Here is a 16,115-nt window from a genome sequence, read left to right as displayed (position 1 = left end):
CTATATGTATGCATAAAAATGTATTTCTTTTTAGTATGATCATCTCCCCTCTTTTCTATATTCTTTTATCAAAAATTGAACACTCCCACCACTGTTGATTGTACGTCCGTACCATTCCACTTTGTATTCCAGCATCCGGCGAAATTCCGACCATGATACATCGGCCAAGGCATCATTCCACAAAGCGAGGAAATGGTTGAACACGAATCGGGAACATCCGATAATACGATAAAAAACACCCGACATCAGTCGAGTGTTTCGACTTCTTGCAACTTTGCCTGAATGGTGCGGGAAAGCTGCCTGAGCTCTACCACATCACCCCGCGCCCGCATCCGGCGGAACTGGTTTTGAAACTCTGTCGCTTCCACCACAAACCCGCGCTGATACAAACTTTGAATCCCCTGCAAAATGCGAGAGACGATATTTGATTTGTATTCGAACATTTGCTGAGCATCTCGGATTTCGTCACGGATTTCCGACATCTCCGTATCAAGTAAATACGCCGCTTCGGCTGTTGTTCGCAACCTTTCTTTGATATCTTCGGGAATATTACCTTCGTACTTATAGTTTAACGAATGCTCTATGGTTGCCCAGAAATTCATCGCCAGCGTTCGTATTTGGATTTCGGCCAATATTTCTTTTTCACCCTGTGATGTATGCACAGGATACTTAATGATAATATGATAGCTGCGATAGCCGCTCGGCTTCTGGTTTTTTATATAGTCTTTTTCGTAGACGATGGTCATATCTTTGCCGTTACGTTGGCGAACAAGCTCTACCACACGATCAATATCCTGTACAAATTGGCACATGATCCGGATACCTGTAATATCCTCTACTTCTTCCAGACGGTCCATCGGAATTCCAAGCTTTTGCGCCTTTTCTAGAATGCTTGAGATTTTTTTGATACGACCTGTTACGAATTCAATCGGTGAATATTCATTTTTCTTTTTTAATTCTTTGCGAATACCTCTAAATTTTACTTTCAATTCCTCAACTGCCTGTTCGTAAGGAATGAGGAACTCTTCCCAGCTTCTGTCATCCACCAGATTGTCTTCCCCCTTCAACTGCCGCTATCCTTCTGTATTTTACCATACTCTTCTCAAAATGAAATCGTGAATTTGCCTGTATTTTTCTATACCCTACTATACAAGAGGAAAAACCAAAATATTACATATAAACAAGATAAGAGATAAGAAAAAACACCAAACTTCTCCGCAACATCGGCTTGGATAGCAAATGTTCTATAATGCGTCCCCTTATTTTTCATCTCTTGTATAATAATAGAAATGACGACAAAATTATACCGGCGAACAGGCCAAAAAAAGGAGGAGCTGCGCGTCATGACAATGGAACACATAAAAAAGCAGGCATTTTCATTGGAAAGTTACCGCTTAGAATGCGGGGAAAGTATTCCGGTAACGATCGGATTTGAAACATACGGTAAATTAAACGCTGAAAAAAGCAACGCGGTTCTTGTCTGTCATTTTTTCAGTGCGACAAGCCATGCGGCTGGAAAATACAGTCCGGAAGATACAGAACCAGGTTGGTGGGATGGACTCATTGGCCCTGATAAAGCGATCGATACGAATGAATACTTTGTTATATGTTCTGACACATTATGTAATATCCAGTTAAAAAATCCGCATGTCATTACAACCGGGCCAAGTACAGTTAACCCAAAAACAGGAGAAAAATATGGCCTTTCGTTTCCAAGCTTTACTTACCGGGATATGGCAGGCATTCAGCGCGAACTAATCCGTTCGCTTGGCATTGAACGGCTGGTGGCGGTGCTTGGTCCATCCGCTGGTGGAATGCAGGCGCTCAATTGGGCGGTTCATTATCCGGAAATGATGGATGCCTGCATCGCGGTCATCAGCGGTGCGCAGACACCTGTGCTTACATCGCTCGCTTATTTGCAGTCAGCAATCGACGCGATTACGCTTGATCCAAAGTGGAAAAACGGGCAGTATGCAACGGGAGAAGAGCCGGAGGATGGGCTGCGCTTGGGACTCCAGTTAATGCACCTGGCTGCTTTCCACTATGAATGGTATGATGAAACTTTTCCACGCCACGCGAAACATGATGTTATTTCTACTTATGACAAAGCCCCTCCTTTTACAGAAAAGTTTAAAAAAGCGGTATCTGAACGTATGGCTTTATATGATGCCAATCATTATATTTACACCGCACGTGCCGCAATGATGCATGATATTGCCCGTGGGTTCGCTTCCCTTGAAGAGGCGCTGGGGCGAATTCAGGCGCGCGTATTAATGATTCCGTGCACATCGGATTTGTTATTCCCGCCGCAGTATAGCCGTCATGTGGTAGAAATCATGAATCGGCAAGGAGGGTGTGCGTCGTACTATGAAATCGACAGTCCGCACGGTCATATGGCGGGAGTACTGGATACGCATTTATTCGCCGAACCGCTCGCAGCATTTTTAGAAGGAAAAGAAGGCGGGATAATAGGATAAAATAAAAAAACGAAATATAAAGTGAGTACCTTATGTCCCGTTTTAGATTGCAAACAAACTCCCTCGTTGCCATTGGCAGTGGAGGGAGTTTATTTGTAATCTAAAGTCCGAGCCAGAATCAGCATCCAAATTTTGTATACATCCAGAAACTGTTCTCATTCCTGCAGGCTCTTATGAATCCAGATCGCCGCCTGGGCACCGTCGCCAATCGCCACTGAGAGCATTTGGGAATGAGCCGCCACATCACCAGCTGCCCATACATGCTTGATATTTGTTACTTTCGTTCTGCCGTCCACCGGAATATGTCCGTTTTCCAACCGTTCTACGCCAAGCATAGTGGCGATATCAGACTCAGCTTTATGACCAAAAGCGATAAATCCTTTTTCTACTTCAATCATCCGATCGTCCGCCAGTCGGACGCCCGATAGTTTGTCCTCCGTCTTGCTTCGCACCTCAAGAATAGGTCCGTTCACCATTCGCACGCCCGCTTCTGTGCATTTTTCTTTCCAGCGCTCCGAAACGGGGCTTTTCTCCGGTTCATGATTAATATACGTCACATCATCTGTCCAGTAACGCAGCACGCAAGCCATGGCTGCGCCAGTATTCCCCGCGCCTAGCACAGCTGTGCGCAAGCCGCGGATTTCGTAACCGTCGCAATCCGGACAAACGTAAACAGCCAAACCGAGCGCTTCCTTTAAACCTTCGATATCTTCCGGAATCCGGTCTGTAAGCCCCGTGCTAATAAGCAGCCGCTTCGCCGATACAGTTTTTTCATTATTGCCGATGACAAGTTCAAACTTTTTGCCTCTCCTATGTGCACTGCTTACCCTTCCTTCAATGAACTCAACGCCTATCTCCCGCGCCTGCGCCCGTCCGGCCTCCCGCAATTCCCTGCCACTTACACCATTGGGAAACCCGAGAATGTTGCCGTATCGCCTTGCCAAAGTTGAGCGTCCACCTTTCGCGTCGATAACCACTACCCGGTGCATATAGCGCCCAAGTTGAATGGCTGCCTGCAACCCGGCAATCCCTCCGCCAATGATCGCGCAATCATACATACATCCATCTCTCCTTCTCGCATTCACAACATCTTCCCATTTCGAGCGATTTTTAGAAGGTTTATGAAGGCAAAGATTCTAATATCCTTAAGTTATACTGGTAGCCTTGTTCGATAAGGAACATCTGTCTTCTATGCGCATAATATTCTTCTTTCGAATTCGCGGAAACGAGCGAATAAAAATGCACAATCCGGCCATCCTTTTTCGGACGCAAAATCCGCCCCAAGCGCTGCGCTTCCTCCTGACGCGAGCCAAAAGTGCCGGAAATTTGCACCGCTACGCTCGCATCCGGCAAATCGACGGCAAAATTGGCGACGCGCGACACAACAAGTGTAGGGATATCGCCACACCTAAACCTTCGGTACAGCTTCTCCCGTTCTTCCTGCGGTGTCTTTCCAGTAATAAGCGGAGCCTGAATTTCACGCGCGACCATTTCCAGTTGTGAAACATAATGACCGATGACTAAAATCTGTTCTCCCTGATGCTGCTTAAGCACCTCTTTAACGACCGGTACTTTACTCGGATTTTCCGCCGCGATCCGGAATTTCTGCCGCTCACCAGAATCCGTATACTTTGCGCGCAGCGAAGCGGAAAGGGGCACCCGAATTTCCATGCATACTGCGCTCGCAATAAATCCCCGTTCCTCCAATTGACGCCAAGGCAATTCGTACTTTTTCGGTCCGATCAAACTAAATACATCATCCGCCCGCCCGTCTTCGCGCACCAGCGTGGCAGTTAATCCCAAGCGGCGCTTAGCCTGAATGTCAGCCGTCATTCGGAAAACAGGAGCGGGCAGCAAATGGACTTCATCATATATAATCAATCCCCAGTCGCGTTTATGAAACAGCGACAAGTGCGGAAAATCGTCCGAGCCCGGCTCCCGATGTGTAATCATCTGGTATGTGCTAATCGTAACCGGGCGCACCTGTTTTTCCTGGCTCGTGTATGTTCCGACCTGTTCTTCTGCAAGCGTGGTACGAGCTAAAATTTCGTTCTTCCATTGCCTAACCGAAGTAGTACTACTTGTCAGCACAAGCGTCGCCATGCCAAAGCGCACCATTGTATCGATACCGACCAACGTTTTGCCGGCACCGCATGGAAGCACAACCACACCATTCCCGCCGGAGGCGCTTCCCCCGGCATAAAACGCGTCCACCGCCGCTCTCTGATAGTCCCGCAATTGAAAACCTCTCTTCTCGCATAAGGCCATTGTAACCCGCTCTCCGTCGGTGTAGCCTGCCATATCCTGCACCGGAAATCCAAGCTTTAACAGCGTTTGCTTAATCATTCCGCGCTGTGCGATCGGGACTATAACCTCACATTCGTTTACCTGTCGCCCGACAAGAGTAGCGATGGATACATAGCTCATAATCTCTTCCATAATCCGCGGCTCGGCGGCCGCAAGCACAAGCTCGCCGCCCCTCACGAACAATTGCAATTGCCCAAAACGCCCCATCGTCCGCGTAATTTCTTCCCGGATAGAAGGTGGAACCGGAAATTTCGCGTACTTGTTCAGCACGCTGAGTACTGTCTCCGCCCTTAAACCAAGCGCGGCCGCATTCCAGAGTGAAAGCGACGTCAAGCGATACGTGTGAATATAATCAGGGCTTTTGACCAGTTCAGCAAACGGAGTAAGCGCATCCCGCACTTCGCTGTACATCGGATGACGCACTTCGAGAAGCAGTGTACGATCCGCCTGTACGATCAACGGATTGCGTATATGCGGCATATTGTCCCTCCTTATATAAAAGTTCCCTCTTCGCTGTAGTGTATCCAAAAATGAGAAAAACTCGCTGGCATTGTCCACTCAATGAAAAAACAGGCGCCTAAAAGCGTCTGTTTTTTAACGGGGAGGCAGCGGCACTTTAATCACTGAACCCGCATATACGTTGTTCGTATTGCGGATACCATTGTACCGTGCCAAATAAAACTGGTATTTTCCTGTTCCGTAATACATGACGGAAATTTTGTACAACGTATCGCCCGGCTGTACCCTATGCCTCAGGAGCCGTCTTTTTTTGTAGGGCGGCGCACTCTTTGAAGCATGGACTGTTTCCACTTTTGCCTTTGCTTGCACAGGCTTGGCTTTCGGCGGCGTTTGGCTTGGATTGACGGGAGTCGCCTTCGCTGAAGAAGGGGATTTAGGCGCCTGGTTCGCGTTCGGCGGCGCAGCCGGCAGCGGTTTCGACGATTGCATACCGGAAAGCTTCTCTGAAAATTGAGAGGCCTGCTGAGATGGTTCCAGCTTGGATACCGCTGTTCCGGATACAGATGTCAATTCCTTCTTTGCAGGCGTTTGACTTCCTACCTCCGGGCGCGGTTGCGCGACGGACGGCACACTCCTTGTCGCATACCACCAGAAACAAAGCACTGCTACAAGCAACAAAAGAACAGTTCCCCCGATATAGTAAGGAGTAAGATTCAACGGGGGCTTCTTGTGAATCGTACTGCGCGGCGGCAGCGTTCCTGTCGGCACTTTTTCCAGCTGTGCCCCTTGCTGTTGTGCCACTATTTTCCGCAGCGAATCCGCCTGATCAGTAGAGGTTTGTCTTTCCCTATTCATCGACATCTTCATTCTCCCCGTTTGTATTCTTGTCTTCCGTATTCGACCCTTCGGTTCTAATTCCTTCCTTTCGCTCAAGAAACCATCCTTTTCTCACAAAGCATCCTAAAACAAAATCTACTAAAAAATGAGCCCATACCACCGTCCAAACGGTTCCCGTCTTCTCAAATAGTACGCCGAACAGTACGCTGATGACAAATACCACTGTCATCATTACCCATTTTTTCATATAGCGTACGTGAACGAGTGTAAATAAAACGCTCGTCCACCAAACTCCTAATCCAGGCTGAATAACGGCACGAAACAAGAACTCTTCCGTTATCGCTACCACTGCGCATACGATGGCAATATGCCCAACAGACAAATCACGGAACAACAGTTCGTTAAGCCCGCCGTCATCAAACATATCACGCGGCAAAAACAAAATAAGAATAACCTCTATGACGATCACCAAAACCGCAGCCAATGTGCCGTATATGAATACATCCGCTGCGTCCTGCAAAGCAAAAGGACGCGTCCAGTCCACCCCGGTGCGAATATAGAAAAAATACAGCCCGGCAAGACCGAGCGCAAATAAAATCGCCTGGGATATGTACACATTTAAAGCCAATGTCCGGCTATCTAAATTTGTATATCTTGAATCCATATCTTTCGTCACTTCCATTCGCATGAGAAACCGGAAGCAAACTATCTAACTCTTGTCTCCAGTCCCATGCTTCTTCTAACATATTGTCTCTCTCTTCCCCGTCTTGATAAAGGGTCATATCGATTCCGCAGCGGTCGCAGCAACTGCCCGAAGCCGCGCGATGCTCCTGTGCAAAATAGCGTCCAATCGTAAGCCGTCGACATTCTGAACTGGACACCCAACGTCGCATTTCTGCTAGCTTTTCGTATCTCTCCGCACGCCGCTGGAAAACGATCTGTGCCAGGGACTGAAAGCTTTTCGGTTGCGAATCTGCGCCTTCCCATTCCCAGCCATTCGTTGTTCGGCGCAACCTTCTGAACAATCCAAGACGTTCCATATGATACAGCAAAATGGAAAGCTGTTGCGCTTCCAGCCCCCATGCCGCAAGCGCCTCTTGTTCAGACACCCCCTTCATCCGCCTATCAGCAGAGAACAAAGCATCGTAGAAATTTCGAATCTGTACCTCGTTCGGATATTCCTCGGCAATCAACTGGCCGGGTAAAATATGGTCATCCGGTGTAAAAAGAAGACAGGCATAGCTTAATTGTCCGTCCCTTCCGGCGCGCCCGACCTCTTGCAAATATGACTCTATGTCAGGAGGCATATGATAATGCAGTACAAACCGGATATCGGGCTTGTCAATGCCCATCCCGAACGCGTTCGTCGCAAATATTACATTCAGTTCATTTCCAAGGAATTGTTGCTGGATCAACAACCTTTCTTCTGCTCCCATACCGCCATGATAAACAGCACAGCGCTCAATCCCCTGCTCCTGCGCCAGCTTGTGCGCGCGTTCTGTCGCGCTTCGGGAGCGGAAATAGACAAGTCCAGGTCCTTTAAGCGTCCTCAACTTGTCCAACATCGCTGCTTCCTTCTCCCGTTCATCGCCCAAAAATGCAACATCATAGCAAATATTCTCCCGATTAATCGATGTAAGCACGATATGTTCATGTGGAATCGAAAGCGCACGGCAAATATCCTGCTGCACGGCCCTTGTAGCGGTTGCCGTCAGCGCTAGCACCGGCGGTGCGCCCAACCTGCAGATACATGAATGCAAACGCTGGTAATCCGTGCGGAAATCGTGTCCCCACTGTGAAATACAATGGGCCTCATCGACTACAAACAGCGATACAGGCACGCGTTCCAGTTGCTCCATGAAATCGTTTTGCTGCAATTTTTCTGGAGAAACATACAGGATTTTCACTTTTCCCTCGATAACTTGCGCCAGCTTCCAGCGTTGTTCTCGCGCAGAAAGTGCGCTGTTAATATATTCAGCGTGCCGAATCCCCCGGCAACGCAAATTCCGCACCTGATCCGCCATCAGTGAAATTAACGGCGAAACAACGACCGTCATTCCGGGAAGCACCAGCGCAGGAAGCTGGTAACACAATGATTTCCCGCCTCCGGTCGCTAAAATGCCAAGCGCGTTCGCGCCCGCAAACGGATAACGCATAACTTCCAACTGGCCCGGCCTGAATTCTTCATACCCAAAATAACGCTTCAAGGCCGTGCGCAATGCTTCGTCTACCGCCGCATTCACGATGTTTCACCTTCCTCCTTGGGAAGCGCGTACCAAAGCAAGACGAATTTCAAGATAATTGTAAGAATCGCCCGCTTCACGCTTAATCGTCCCAACTTTTTTTGTACCCTTTTCGCGTACAATCGCATGAATGCGTTCCACTTTCTCTGGAGAAACAAATGGGTGGATATCAAAAGCGGGATCGGCAATGGCAATTTCAACAATGTGATCTTCGATCGTACCGGGCTTCAAACCACGCTGACGAACAATTTCTTCCAGCGAGAACCCCGCTGCAAGCAACGCTTTCGTCCAGCGGGCTGTTTGCGTAAGCGCGGCATCGTCGGAACGGCTTCCAGCTACCTTTGCAAGCATCGGATAGGCTCCGGAACTAAGGCGGCGCAACTGTTCGGCAGCCAAGCGAAGCACGTGCATCTCAACCGCTCCTTCCGCCGTATCAAGCATACTGGCCAGCTGACGATACGTTAGTCCCGCTCTTGCCTTTCCGCTCAAACGACGCAAAAGAAGCATCCTCTCTTCTTCTGCCAATCCTTCCATCCAGCGTACCATTTCTTCTTTCATACGGCGTGCCGCCTCAAGTTTGTCCGGGTACGTTTTTATTACACGCTTGACTTCGTACTGAAGTTCCCGCTGTTCCACCACCGGATAAAACAGTGTCTCTCCCGCAATCCAATATGAAAACGTCTGAATCAAAAGAGAGAGTTTTTTCCAGAAGCGTGCGGCACGCACTTTTTCATGAACAGACGAAACGGACCTGCAACAGGCTTCATATCTGAAGCGTGCCTCCCTTTTCATTAGTGCGGCTTCGCCGGCCGGTAAACAGAAGACGCCCGCTTTCTTTCCCGGCCGCACTCCGAGCCAGCCGCGCGCGATCAAATCGTCCAGCATTCTCCTCACTTCTTCCACAGAAAACGCGTGTAATGCTCCATACAACATGGATACGCCGAACAAAGCAGCGTCTGCAATCACCTGGTTATTTTTCCGCCCTTTCAGTAAATGTACGATTGCCTGCGGCGTTCTTTCGCCCTGGAACTTTGACGCTGCAAGGAGAAAAAGCCCTTCCATAAATTGAATGTTCATTGTTATAATTTCATCCCCCGATTTCGGGTAAGTAATTACTGTAATCTAATTATAGTCCATCATTCTGCCATGTGGAGCAGAAAAGATGTTTTTGGTGCCCTTTCACGATTTTTTTTCAACCATCTTGATATTCACGAATACAATGTTTACAATGAGGTATGAGAAATGGACAACGTCTTTTCTCAGAATTTCTGGAGGTGAGAAGAGAATGACAACTTGGGTTGATAAAGACACTTGTATCGCTTGTGGAGCTTGTGGCGCAACCGCTCCTGATGTATTCGATTACGATGATGAAGGCTTGGCTTTCAACAAATTGGATGACAACTCCAATACAGCTGAAATCCCGGACATTCTGCAAGACGACGTTCGCGATGCAGCTGAAGGTTGCCCGACTGATTCAATCAAAGTTGAAGAGTAAAATGCTTTTTGCATCGAACAAGCTCTCATAACGTAAATCCGAGCCTGACCAATTTCCCGGTTAGGCTCTCACGGTTTCATGGACAGCATATTATCACCATCTTAATTAATATCCCTTCTCAACTCTTCAATCCCTCGCTTCATCCCGCTATTTTCTTGAACGAGCAAACTTTCTCTCCTTTTCCTCCAGCCAGTTTTGCAACAGATATGTAAAATGGAGATGTTAAAAAGATTATTGACAAGTGCAATAATTGTCTATATCCTAAGTATGTCATAAAGATTCATATGCATTCTCGTTAGGCGAGGCTCCAGTTCAAACATAGGCCACTGCCCGGAAACGTCGAGAGACGCCAATGGGTAGAACAGGTATTGCCGGATTAAGGCTCTACTTAAGGTGGCTGAGTCATGTGACTCTACGTTGTTCTGTGCCGAAGCTCAACCAGGAGAATACTGGAAGCATACGAAGCTTTTTCGCATGCATCTATTTGTTGTGGGCACAAAAGCCTCTCCTGGCGTCATCTTGCGCGGGAGAGGCTTCTTTTGTTCTTTCAATGATATCAATATATTAAAGGGCAAAGGAGGGGATTTTCTTGATTAAAACGTATTTTTACAACCACTCCAAGCAGGAAATGATTCATGATGTCGATTTGGATAAAATCAACGAATTCCTGCATTCCAACGAAGACTTGCTCTGGATTGATCTGTTTAATACAAGCAACCAGGAATTGCAATATATCGCCAATTTGTTTAACTTTCACCCGCTGGCAATTGAGGACTGCCTTCAACACAGTCCGCGCGCAAAAGTGGATAATTACGAAGATTACTATTTTTTCGTATTCCATGCGCTGCGCTACCATGAGGAAAGCGACACAGAGATTACAACCCTTGAGCTAAACGTATTTATGGGGCCGAACTACATCGTAACCATCCATAAACGACCCATGCCTTCCATCGGTCGAATTGCGGCCGCCTGTTTAAAAAGCAAAGAGTACATGAACCGTGGAGCAGATTACTTGCTGTATTCCATCATTGACGGCATTACGGACGAATACTTCCCGATTCTTGACCGGCTAAGCATCCGTATTGATGAAATCGAAGACGAGATGTACGAATACGATATGGAACTTGTCACCGAAGAGTTCCTCGCGCTTAAGCGTACACTCATTTTGATCCGCCGCGTCATTCTACCGCAAAAACGAGTATTCGCTACAATAAACGGTCATTGGCAATTTCCGATTCAAGAAGAGAATATTCCATTCTATATTGACTTAAAAGACCACCTGGAACGGATCGCCGACTCGACCGAAACGTTCAAAGACTTAGTAAACAGCGCGCTTGATACGTATTATTCTATCGTAAGCGCTAAGACGACGGAAAACTTAAACATCCTGACCATGATTTCTACCATTATGCTGCCGCTTACCTTCATAACAGGATTTTTCGGTATGAACGTACCGCTCCCGTTTCAAGATTCGCCCTATACCACACTGGTTATTTTCGTACTTCTGTCCATGCTTTCTTGGTGGATGTGGTGGTTTTTGCGCAAAAAATTTATGTCATAAAAAGCTCATGGTCATAAACTGAAAATGGGCTTCTTCACAGGGCATACCCTCTGGGTGAGGCATACCGTTTTTCGCCCGAGAGTTTTTCCTGACAGACAAAAAATACTGATATATCAAGGATGTTGTAAAACGCATAATGACTGAATGGTAAAGGTTAAACACAATAGAGTAAAAACTAAATGTTGCACGCAGTCAAAACTATTGAGTATAATAAAATTAATAAAATGGTTCAGCCGGGAGGCGTACTTCATGAAAAAAACACGCAAAACCGGACGCATCGAAAAAGTAGTGAAGCTTTTGTATTTGGTAGGTATTCTATCACAAGAAGAACAGGAACAAATGATAAAACGCCGCCACTAACAGGGCAATGACAAGCGGAGCAACATGCTTCATCACAGAGAGGATTGTCCAATCTCCTCTCTCAAGGGATTGGACATTTTTTTCGATGGTTCTTTTTGTAATTTATTTGTAATAACGAACCATCGAAAAATCGGCAGACCTGCTCTCTCCGAAGAGCAGGTCTCTTTTTTATCCTGTTATGATGAGCGCCGTCAGCCCCCCGGCTATAGACGCCAGCGCGTTCACCGCATCGTTCGTGCACCAGGCGTATCCTTTCACTGCAATCGTATCCCGTCCGCAATGAAGCTTGCGTTCCGTTTCTTTGCCACATATCTGACAGCGGTACATCCGCTGCCAAGCCGCGCCGACCGCGCTGTCAATCAGACTGCCGATCATACCTCCTACAGCTCCCGCCACTACATAATGGACATTCACCCCTTCTTGCGCAAGCAAGGAAAACAGACAGGCACAGCCTCCAATAAACGTCCCGCCTGCAAACGAAGCGGCAAGTCCCGCCCCGCTCACCCCACCGGACGTTCCCGGGTCTACCTTGCGCCATGTAAAAATATGGCGCGGCTTTCCTTTCGCCAGCACACCAATTTCCGTTGCCCACGTATCCGCCGTTACCGCCGCGATCGAACCGATATAAAACGCATACCACCCTTCTTCCATCGCCGCAATAAATGCACCAAGGATAGCCACAAGTCCTGCTCCACCATTTGCAAACACTTGCATAAAATCCCTTGTGCCAGTTTTGGCAAATAAACTCTCCACCTCCTGCTTCGCTTCCTTCTTTCGATGCGATAACAAACTGGAAGAGATGAAAAATGCAAGCAACACACCATACCATTTGATATCGCTCAATGCGTATATCAGTGTTCCTATAATTACTACAGCCACAGCTCCGCTCGCCGACAGCGAACGTTTCCGGTATGCTACTATGGCAATCAACAGGCTTCCCACAAATCCAATAAAAAGTTTCATTCCTACTTCTCTCTCCTTACAACACGCTTTTCTTGTAACATAGAACTTGTTATAATGAAGCAGAATCCCTTGTTGGACTAACCTAGCTAACCCAGAACAAAAAGGAGGAATTTTCATGGCATTCGAAAACAAAGTCGTTGATGTGTTCGTCGAAATTCCAGCTGGCAGCCAGAACAAATATGAGTACGATAAAGAAGCAGGCGTATTCCGCTTGGATCGTGTACTATACTCCCCAATGCACTATCCTACCGAGTATGGATATCTAGAAAATACGCTGGCGCTTGATGGAGACCCGCTGGATGCGCTTGTGTTAACCACATTCCCGACATTCCCAGGTTGTGTCATCTCCACCCGCATCATCGGCGTGCTTGTTATGTCCGATGACAAAGGCCAAGATGAAAAACTGTTAGGCGTACCTGTTGACGATCCACGCTGGGATGGCGTAAAATCGCTTGACGACGTTCCAGGTCATGTATTGAAAGAAATCGCACACTTCTTCGAGCGCTATAAAGACCTAGAAAACAAAGAAACGAAAATCGAAGGCTGGGAAGGTCCAGAGAAAGCGGCTCAGCTTATTGACGAATGCCTTGCCCGCTACACGGAAAACAAATAAACGATATGTACATACGAAAACTCCCGCTAAGCGGGAGTTTATTCTTTTTCCGTGTCTCCATATCTTTCCTTGAGTCGGCGAATGCCTTCCTTGCAGACTCCGTAAGACAACCATGAGCAACCGAGGCACAAGAAGTCAAGATCATCCGGCTTCACCATTTGCGCGGTACGCTGTACCAGCCATTTTTTACTGTATGTTCTTTCCGGCTCAATATGTAGATGGCGGATAACTTTGGCATCCATCCGTCTGACATGAAGGTCGGAATCTTCCCCCGCTTCACACTTCGTTTGTCCTTTATGGGGACAAGCACCACATACTTCATCAAATCCGATAGTTACTTCCAGCCGGATGTCACATTCCGGGTCGCGAATACATTCTACCATTTCGCGCATCGTCTTGATAAAAGAAGGGCTATACCCCATGCCTTGAAACCCGTGCACACACAACAAATGATGGCCGCGCAATTTGCGAATCTCCATTGTGCTTTCTCCTTTTTTTGATGAATAAGAAAAGCTTGCGAGTTATCTTTAACTTTATCATGCAGGCACCATTTTCGCACGTCTGAAACAAATAATATCATAAAACTTGCTTTCTACATTTTTAAACTCTTGAGATATAAAACAGCTTTACATCCTAGCGACAACTTGGTAGAATAAAAATAAAGATTCGGGCTAAAACCGAACATTAATAATTTTTTAATAAAGAATGTTAAGTTTTTAATCCAAAAACACTTGACTCCATCCTTTTTTCGTGATAAATTGTTTTCAGACAACAAACAATATCGTAAAACAACAATGACGGAGAGGAACTGCAGACGTGATTCTTCAGAGAGCCGGTGGTCGCTGCGAACCGGTGAATCCCCTGCCGTTTGAGCGCTCCTGAGTTGTCAGGCTGAACCGAAAGAAGTAGGTCTGAACGGATGCTCCGTTACAAGCTGCGGTTCTCGTGTATAGAACCGGTCGAGGCTGCTGTTGCGAGACAGTAGCGAATGAGGGTGGTACCGCGAAACAAAGCCTTTCGTCCCTCACTACAGGAATGTAGTGAGCACGAAAGGTTTTTTTAGTACAAAAATATATCTAGGGGGAAAAGGCGTCAAGCGCCGCGGAGGTGTAAATTACATGTTTAAAGTATTAGTAAGCGACCCATTAAGTGAATTTGGCATTCAAAAATTGCTGGAGGCGGAAGACGTTCAGGTTGACCGCAAGACAGGACTCTCCGAAGCGGAACTGATCGATATTATCGGAGAATATGACGCGCTGCTTGTGCGCAGTCAAACAAAAGTAACGGCCGCTGTTATTGAAGCAGGTAAAAAACTAAAAGCAATCGGCCGTGCAGGGGTTGGAGTGGATAACATCGACCTGACAGCTGCAACAAATGCGGGAATCGTTGTCATCAATGCGCCGGACGGAAATACGATTTCTACGGCAGAACATACTTTTGCAATGATTATGGCTTTGGCTCGCCGTATTCCACCAGCATACAAAAAACTGGTAGAAGGCGAATGGGATCGCAAGTCGTTCACGGGCGTAGAATTGAACAAAAAAGTGCTGGGCATCATCGGTCTGGGACGAATTGGCGCTGAAGTAGCAAAACGTGCTAAAGCGTTTAATATGAGCGTGATCGCATACGATCCGTTCCTGACTCAAGAACGTGCCGACAAATTGGGCGTTAAATTCGGCACGCTCGATGATGTGATTACGCAAGCCGATTTCATTACAGTCCACACTCCATTGACAAAAGATACAAAATATCTCATTAATACGAAACAATTTGAAAAAATGAAGGACGGCGTACGCATCATTAACTGTGCCCGCGGCGGAATTATCAGCGAAAAAGCGCTGTATGAAGCGATTGTAAGTGGCAAGGTTGCCGGCGCCGCCATCGACGTATTCGAACAAGAACCGCCCGTGGACAATCCGCTGTTGAAATTGCCACAAGTCATTGTGACGCCGCACCTTGGGGCGTCTACCGTCGAAGCGCAGGAGAACGTTGCCATCGACGTATCTGAAGAAATTCTGCATATTCTACATGACGAGCCATTTAAAAACGCGGTGAACCTACCGTCTATTCCGGCCAATGTCATGGAAAAAGTAAAGCCGTACTTTGAACTGAACGAAAAACTCGGTTCCTTTATCGCACAGATTGCGGTCGGCGGCTTGAAAGAAGTAATCATTACTTATTCCGGCGAGCTGAATGATATTGATACGGCGGCTCTGACGCGCACGACGCTGAAAGGCATTCTGTCCTATCATCTCGGCTCGGCCGCAAACTATGTAAACGCACCGATTCTTGCGAAAAACCGTGACATTCATGTAACTGAGCAAAAATCAACATACAGCAGTGGATTCAGCAACCTGATTACAGTTACGCTGAAAACGAGCCAGGAAGAACGAACCGTGTCCGGTACACTGCTGAATGGCTACGGTCCGCGCATCGTTAAAATTGACGGCTATTCCATCGACCTCGTTCCGCAAGGACACCTGCTGCTTGTCCATCACAATGACCGTCCGGGTGCCATTGGCCGCGTAGGTACCATCCTTGGCGACAACGATGTGAACATCGCAACCATGCAGGTAGGACGTCGCGATGTAGGCGGCCAAGCCATCATGCTTCTAACTGTCGACAAGGAAGTAAGTCCGAACGTACTGGACACGCTAGGTGAACTAAATGAGATTACAAGCGTAACGCAACTCGAACTATAAGCCGTTTCAAGACAGGCTGGTTTCTCTCGGCCTGTCTTGAAAGTTATAAGATGTGCCCGCAGTGATACAAAGGCGGCTGTCCCGCTTCCTTGTGGAAG

General features: G+C 47.3%; 15 protein-coding genes, 1 riboswitch and 1 other annotated feature. Of the genes, 5 read left to right on the top strand and 10 right to left on the bottom strand.

Features of this window, described 5'->3' with window-relative positions; all coding sequences use genetic code 11:
- Positions 1–39: 39 nt before the first annotated feature.
- Together K3F53_RS19880 and K3F53_RS06355 are read right to left on the bottom strand one after the other, a co-directional pair.
- Positions 40–246 (bottom strand): helix-turn-helix domain-containing protein, encoded by a 207-nt coding sequence (locus tag K3F53_RS19880; RefSeq protein WP_082706048.1) that lies wholly within the window; start codon positions 244–246, stop codon positions 40–42.
- Positions 246–1,046, bottom strand: coding sequence for a GTP diphosphokinase (locus K3F53_RS06355; protein WP_057899336.1), 801 nt, complete (start codon positions 1,044–1,046; stop codon positions 246–248). Before K3F53_RS06355 ends, K3F53_RS19880 begins: the two co-directional genes overlap by 1 nt.
- Before the next feature lie 303 nt (positions 1,047–1,349).
- Here K3F53_RS06355 and K3F53_RS06350 point away from each other — a divergent pair, with 303 nt between their 5' ends.
- Complete coding sequence (locus K3F53_RS06350; RefSeq protein ID WP_057900371.1) at positions 1,350–2,477, top strand: alpha/beta fold hydrolase; 1,128 nt, start codon at positions 1,350–1,352, stop codon at positions 2,475–2,477.
- Positions 2,478–2,632: 155 nt separating this feature from the next.
- Here K3F53_RS06350 and K3F53_RS06345 read toward each other — a convergent pair whose 3' ends face one another.
- From K3F53_RS06345 to K3F53_RS06320, 6 genes are all read right to left on the bottom strand, one after another.
- The gene (locus K3F53_RS06345; protein ID WP_220559807.1) at positions 2,633–3,535 is read right to left on the bottom strand and encodes an NAD(P)/FAD-dependent oxidoreductase; all 903 of its coding nucleotides are present in this window, start codon (positions 3,533–3,535) and stop codon (positions 2,633–2,635) included.
- A 61-nt stretch (positions 3,536–3,596) separates the two neighbouring features.
- Complete coding sequence (locus tag K3F53_RS06340) at positions 3,597–5,264, bottom strand: DNA repair helicase XPB (protein WP_220559797.1); 1,668 nt, start codon at positions 5,262–5,264, stop codon at positions 3,597–3,599.
- A gap of 114 nt (positions 5,265–5,378) precedes the next feature.
- On the bottom strand, positions 5,379–6,104 hold the full coding sequence (locus K3F53_RS06335) for a LysM peptidoglycan-binding domain-containing protein (protein WP_057899339.1): 726 nt from the start codon (positions 6,102–6,104) through the stop codon (positions 5,379–5,381).
- Positions 6,091–6,744: a CPBP family intramembrane glutamic endopeptidase gene (locus K3F53_RS06330; protein WP_175493551.1), complete on the bottom strand. Its 654-nt coding sequence runs from the start codon at positions 6,742–6,744 to the stop codon at positions 6,091–6,093. Before K3F53_RS06330 ends, K3F53_RS06335 begins: the two co-directional genes overlap by 14 nt.
- Positions 6,716–8,323 carry a RecQ family ATP-dependent DNA helicase gene (locus K3F53_RS06325; RefSeq protein ID WP_057899341.1) on the bottom strand — a complete coding sequence of 536 codons (1,608 nt, stop codon included), beginning with the start codon at positions 8,321–8,323 and terminating at the stop codon, positions 6,716–6,718. Before K3F53_RS06325 ends, K3F53_RS06330 begins: the two co-directional genes overlap by 29 nt.
- Before the next feature lie 6 nt (positions 8,324–8,329).
- A complete protein-coding gene (locus K3F53_RS06320; protein ID WP_057899342.1) occupies positions 8,330–9,400 on the bottom strand; it encodes a YpbB family protein in 1,071 nt (356 codons plus the stop codon).
- A gap of 208 nt (positions 9,401–9,608) precedes the next feature.
- Here K3F53_RS06320 and K3F53_RS06315 point away from each other — a divergent pair, with 208 nt between their 5' ends.
- Positions 9,609–9,818, top strand: coding sequence for a ferredoxin (locus K3F53_RS06315; RefSeq protein ID WP_057900372.1), 210 nt, complete (start codon positions 9,609–9,611; stop codon positions 9,816–9,818).
- Positions 9,819–10,102: 284 nt separating this feature from the next.
- Positions 10,103–10,270, top strand: a riboswitch (M-box (ykoK) riboswitch).
- Between the two features lie 137 nt (positions 10,271–10,407).
- Positions 10,408–11,379, top strand: coding sequence for a magnesium transporter CorA family protein (locus K3F53_RS06310; protein ID WP_057899344.1), 972 nt, complete (start codon positions 10,408–10,410; stop codon positions 11,377–11,379).
- Between the two features lie 528 nt (positions 11,380–11,907).
- Here the strand turns inward: K3F53_RS06310 and K3F53_RS06305 are convergent.
- Positions 11,908–12,702: a DUF92 domain-containing protein gene (locus tag K3F53_RS06305; RefSeq protein WP_057899345.1), complete on the bottom strand. Its 795-nt coding sequence runs from the start codon at positions 12,700–12,702 to the stop codon at positions 11,908–11,910.
- Positions 12,703–12,817: 115 nt separating this feature from the next.
- On the opposite strand from K3F53_RS06305, the gene K3F53_RS06300 reads away from it, so the two are divergent.
- Positions 12,818–13,315: an inorganic diphosphatase gene (locus K3F53_RS06300; protein ID WP_057899346.1), complete on the top strand. Its 498-nt coding sequence runs from the start codon at positions 12,818–12,820 to the stop codon at positions 13,313–13,315.
- A gap of 38 nt (positions 13,316–13,353) precedes the next feature.
- Here the strand turns inward: K3F53_RS06300 and K3F53_RS06295 are convergent, their stop codons facing one another.
- Entirely contained in the window at positions 13,354–13,794 is a 441-nt protein-coding gene (locus K3F53_RS06295) for a DUF1284 domain-containing protein (protein ID WP_057899347.1), read from the bottom strand.
- A 306-nt stretch (positions 13,795–14,100) separates the two neighbouring features.
- Positions 14,101–14,343: a binding site (T-box leader), on the top strand.
- A 90-nt stretch (positions 14,344–14,433) separates the two neighbouring features.
- Between K3F53_RS06295 and serA the strand changes: the two genes are divergently transcribed.
- Complete coding sequence (serA, locus tag K3F53_RS06290; protein WP_220559788.1) at positions 14,434–16,017, top strand: phosphoglycerate dehydrogenase; 1,584 nt, start codon at positions 14,434–14,436, stop codon at positions 16,015–16,017.
- The last annotated feature ends 98 nt before the right edge of the window (positions 16,018–16,115 follow it).

The sequence above is a fragment of the Aneurinibacillus thermoaerophilus genome, from assembly GCF_019603355.1.
Taxonomy (GTDB): Bacteria; Bacillota; Bacilli; order Aneurinibacillales; family Aneurinibacillaceae; genus Aneurinibacillus; species Aneurinibacillus thermoaerophilus.
Note: the sequence above shows the minus strand (reverse complement) of the source record. Positions and strands in the feature narration are given on the sequence as shown.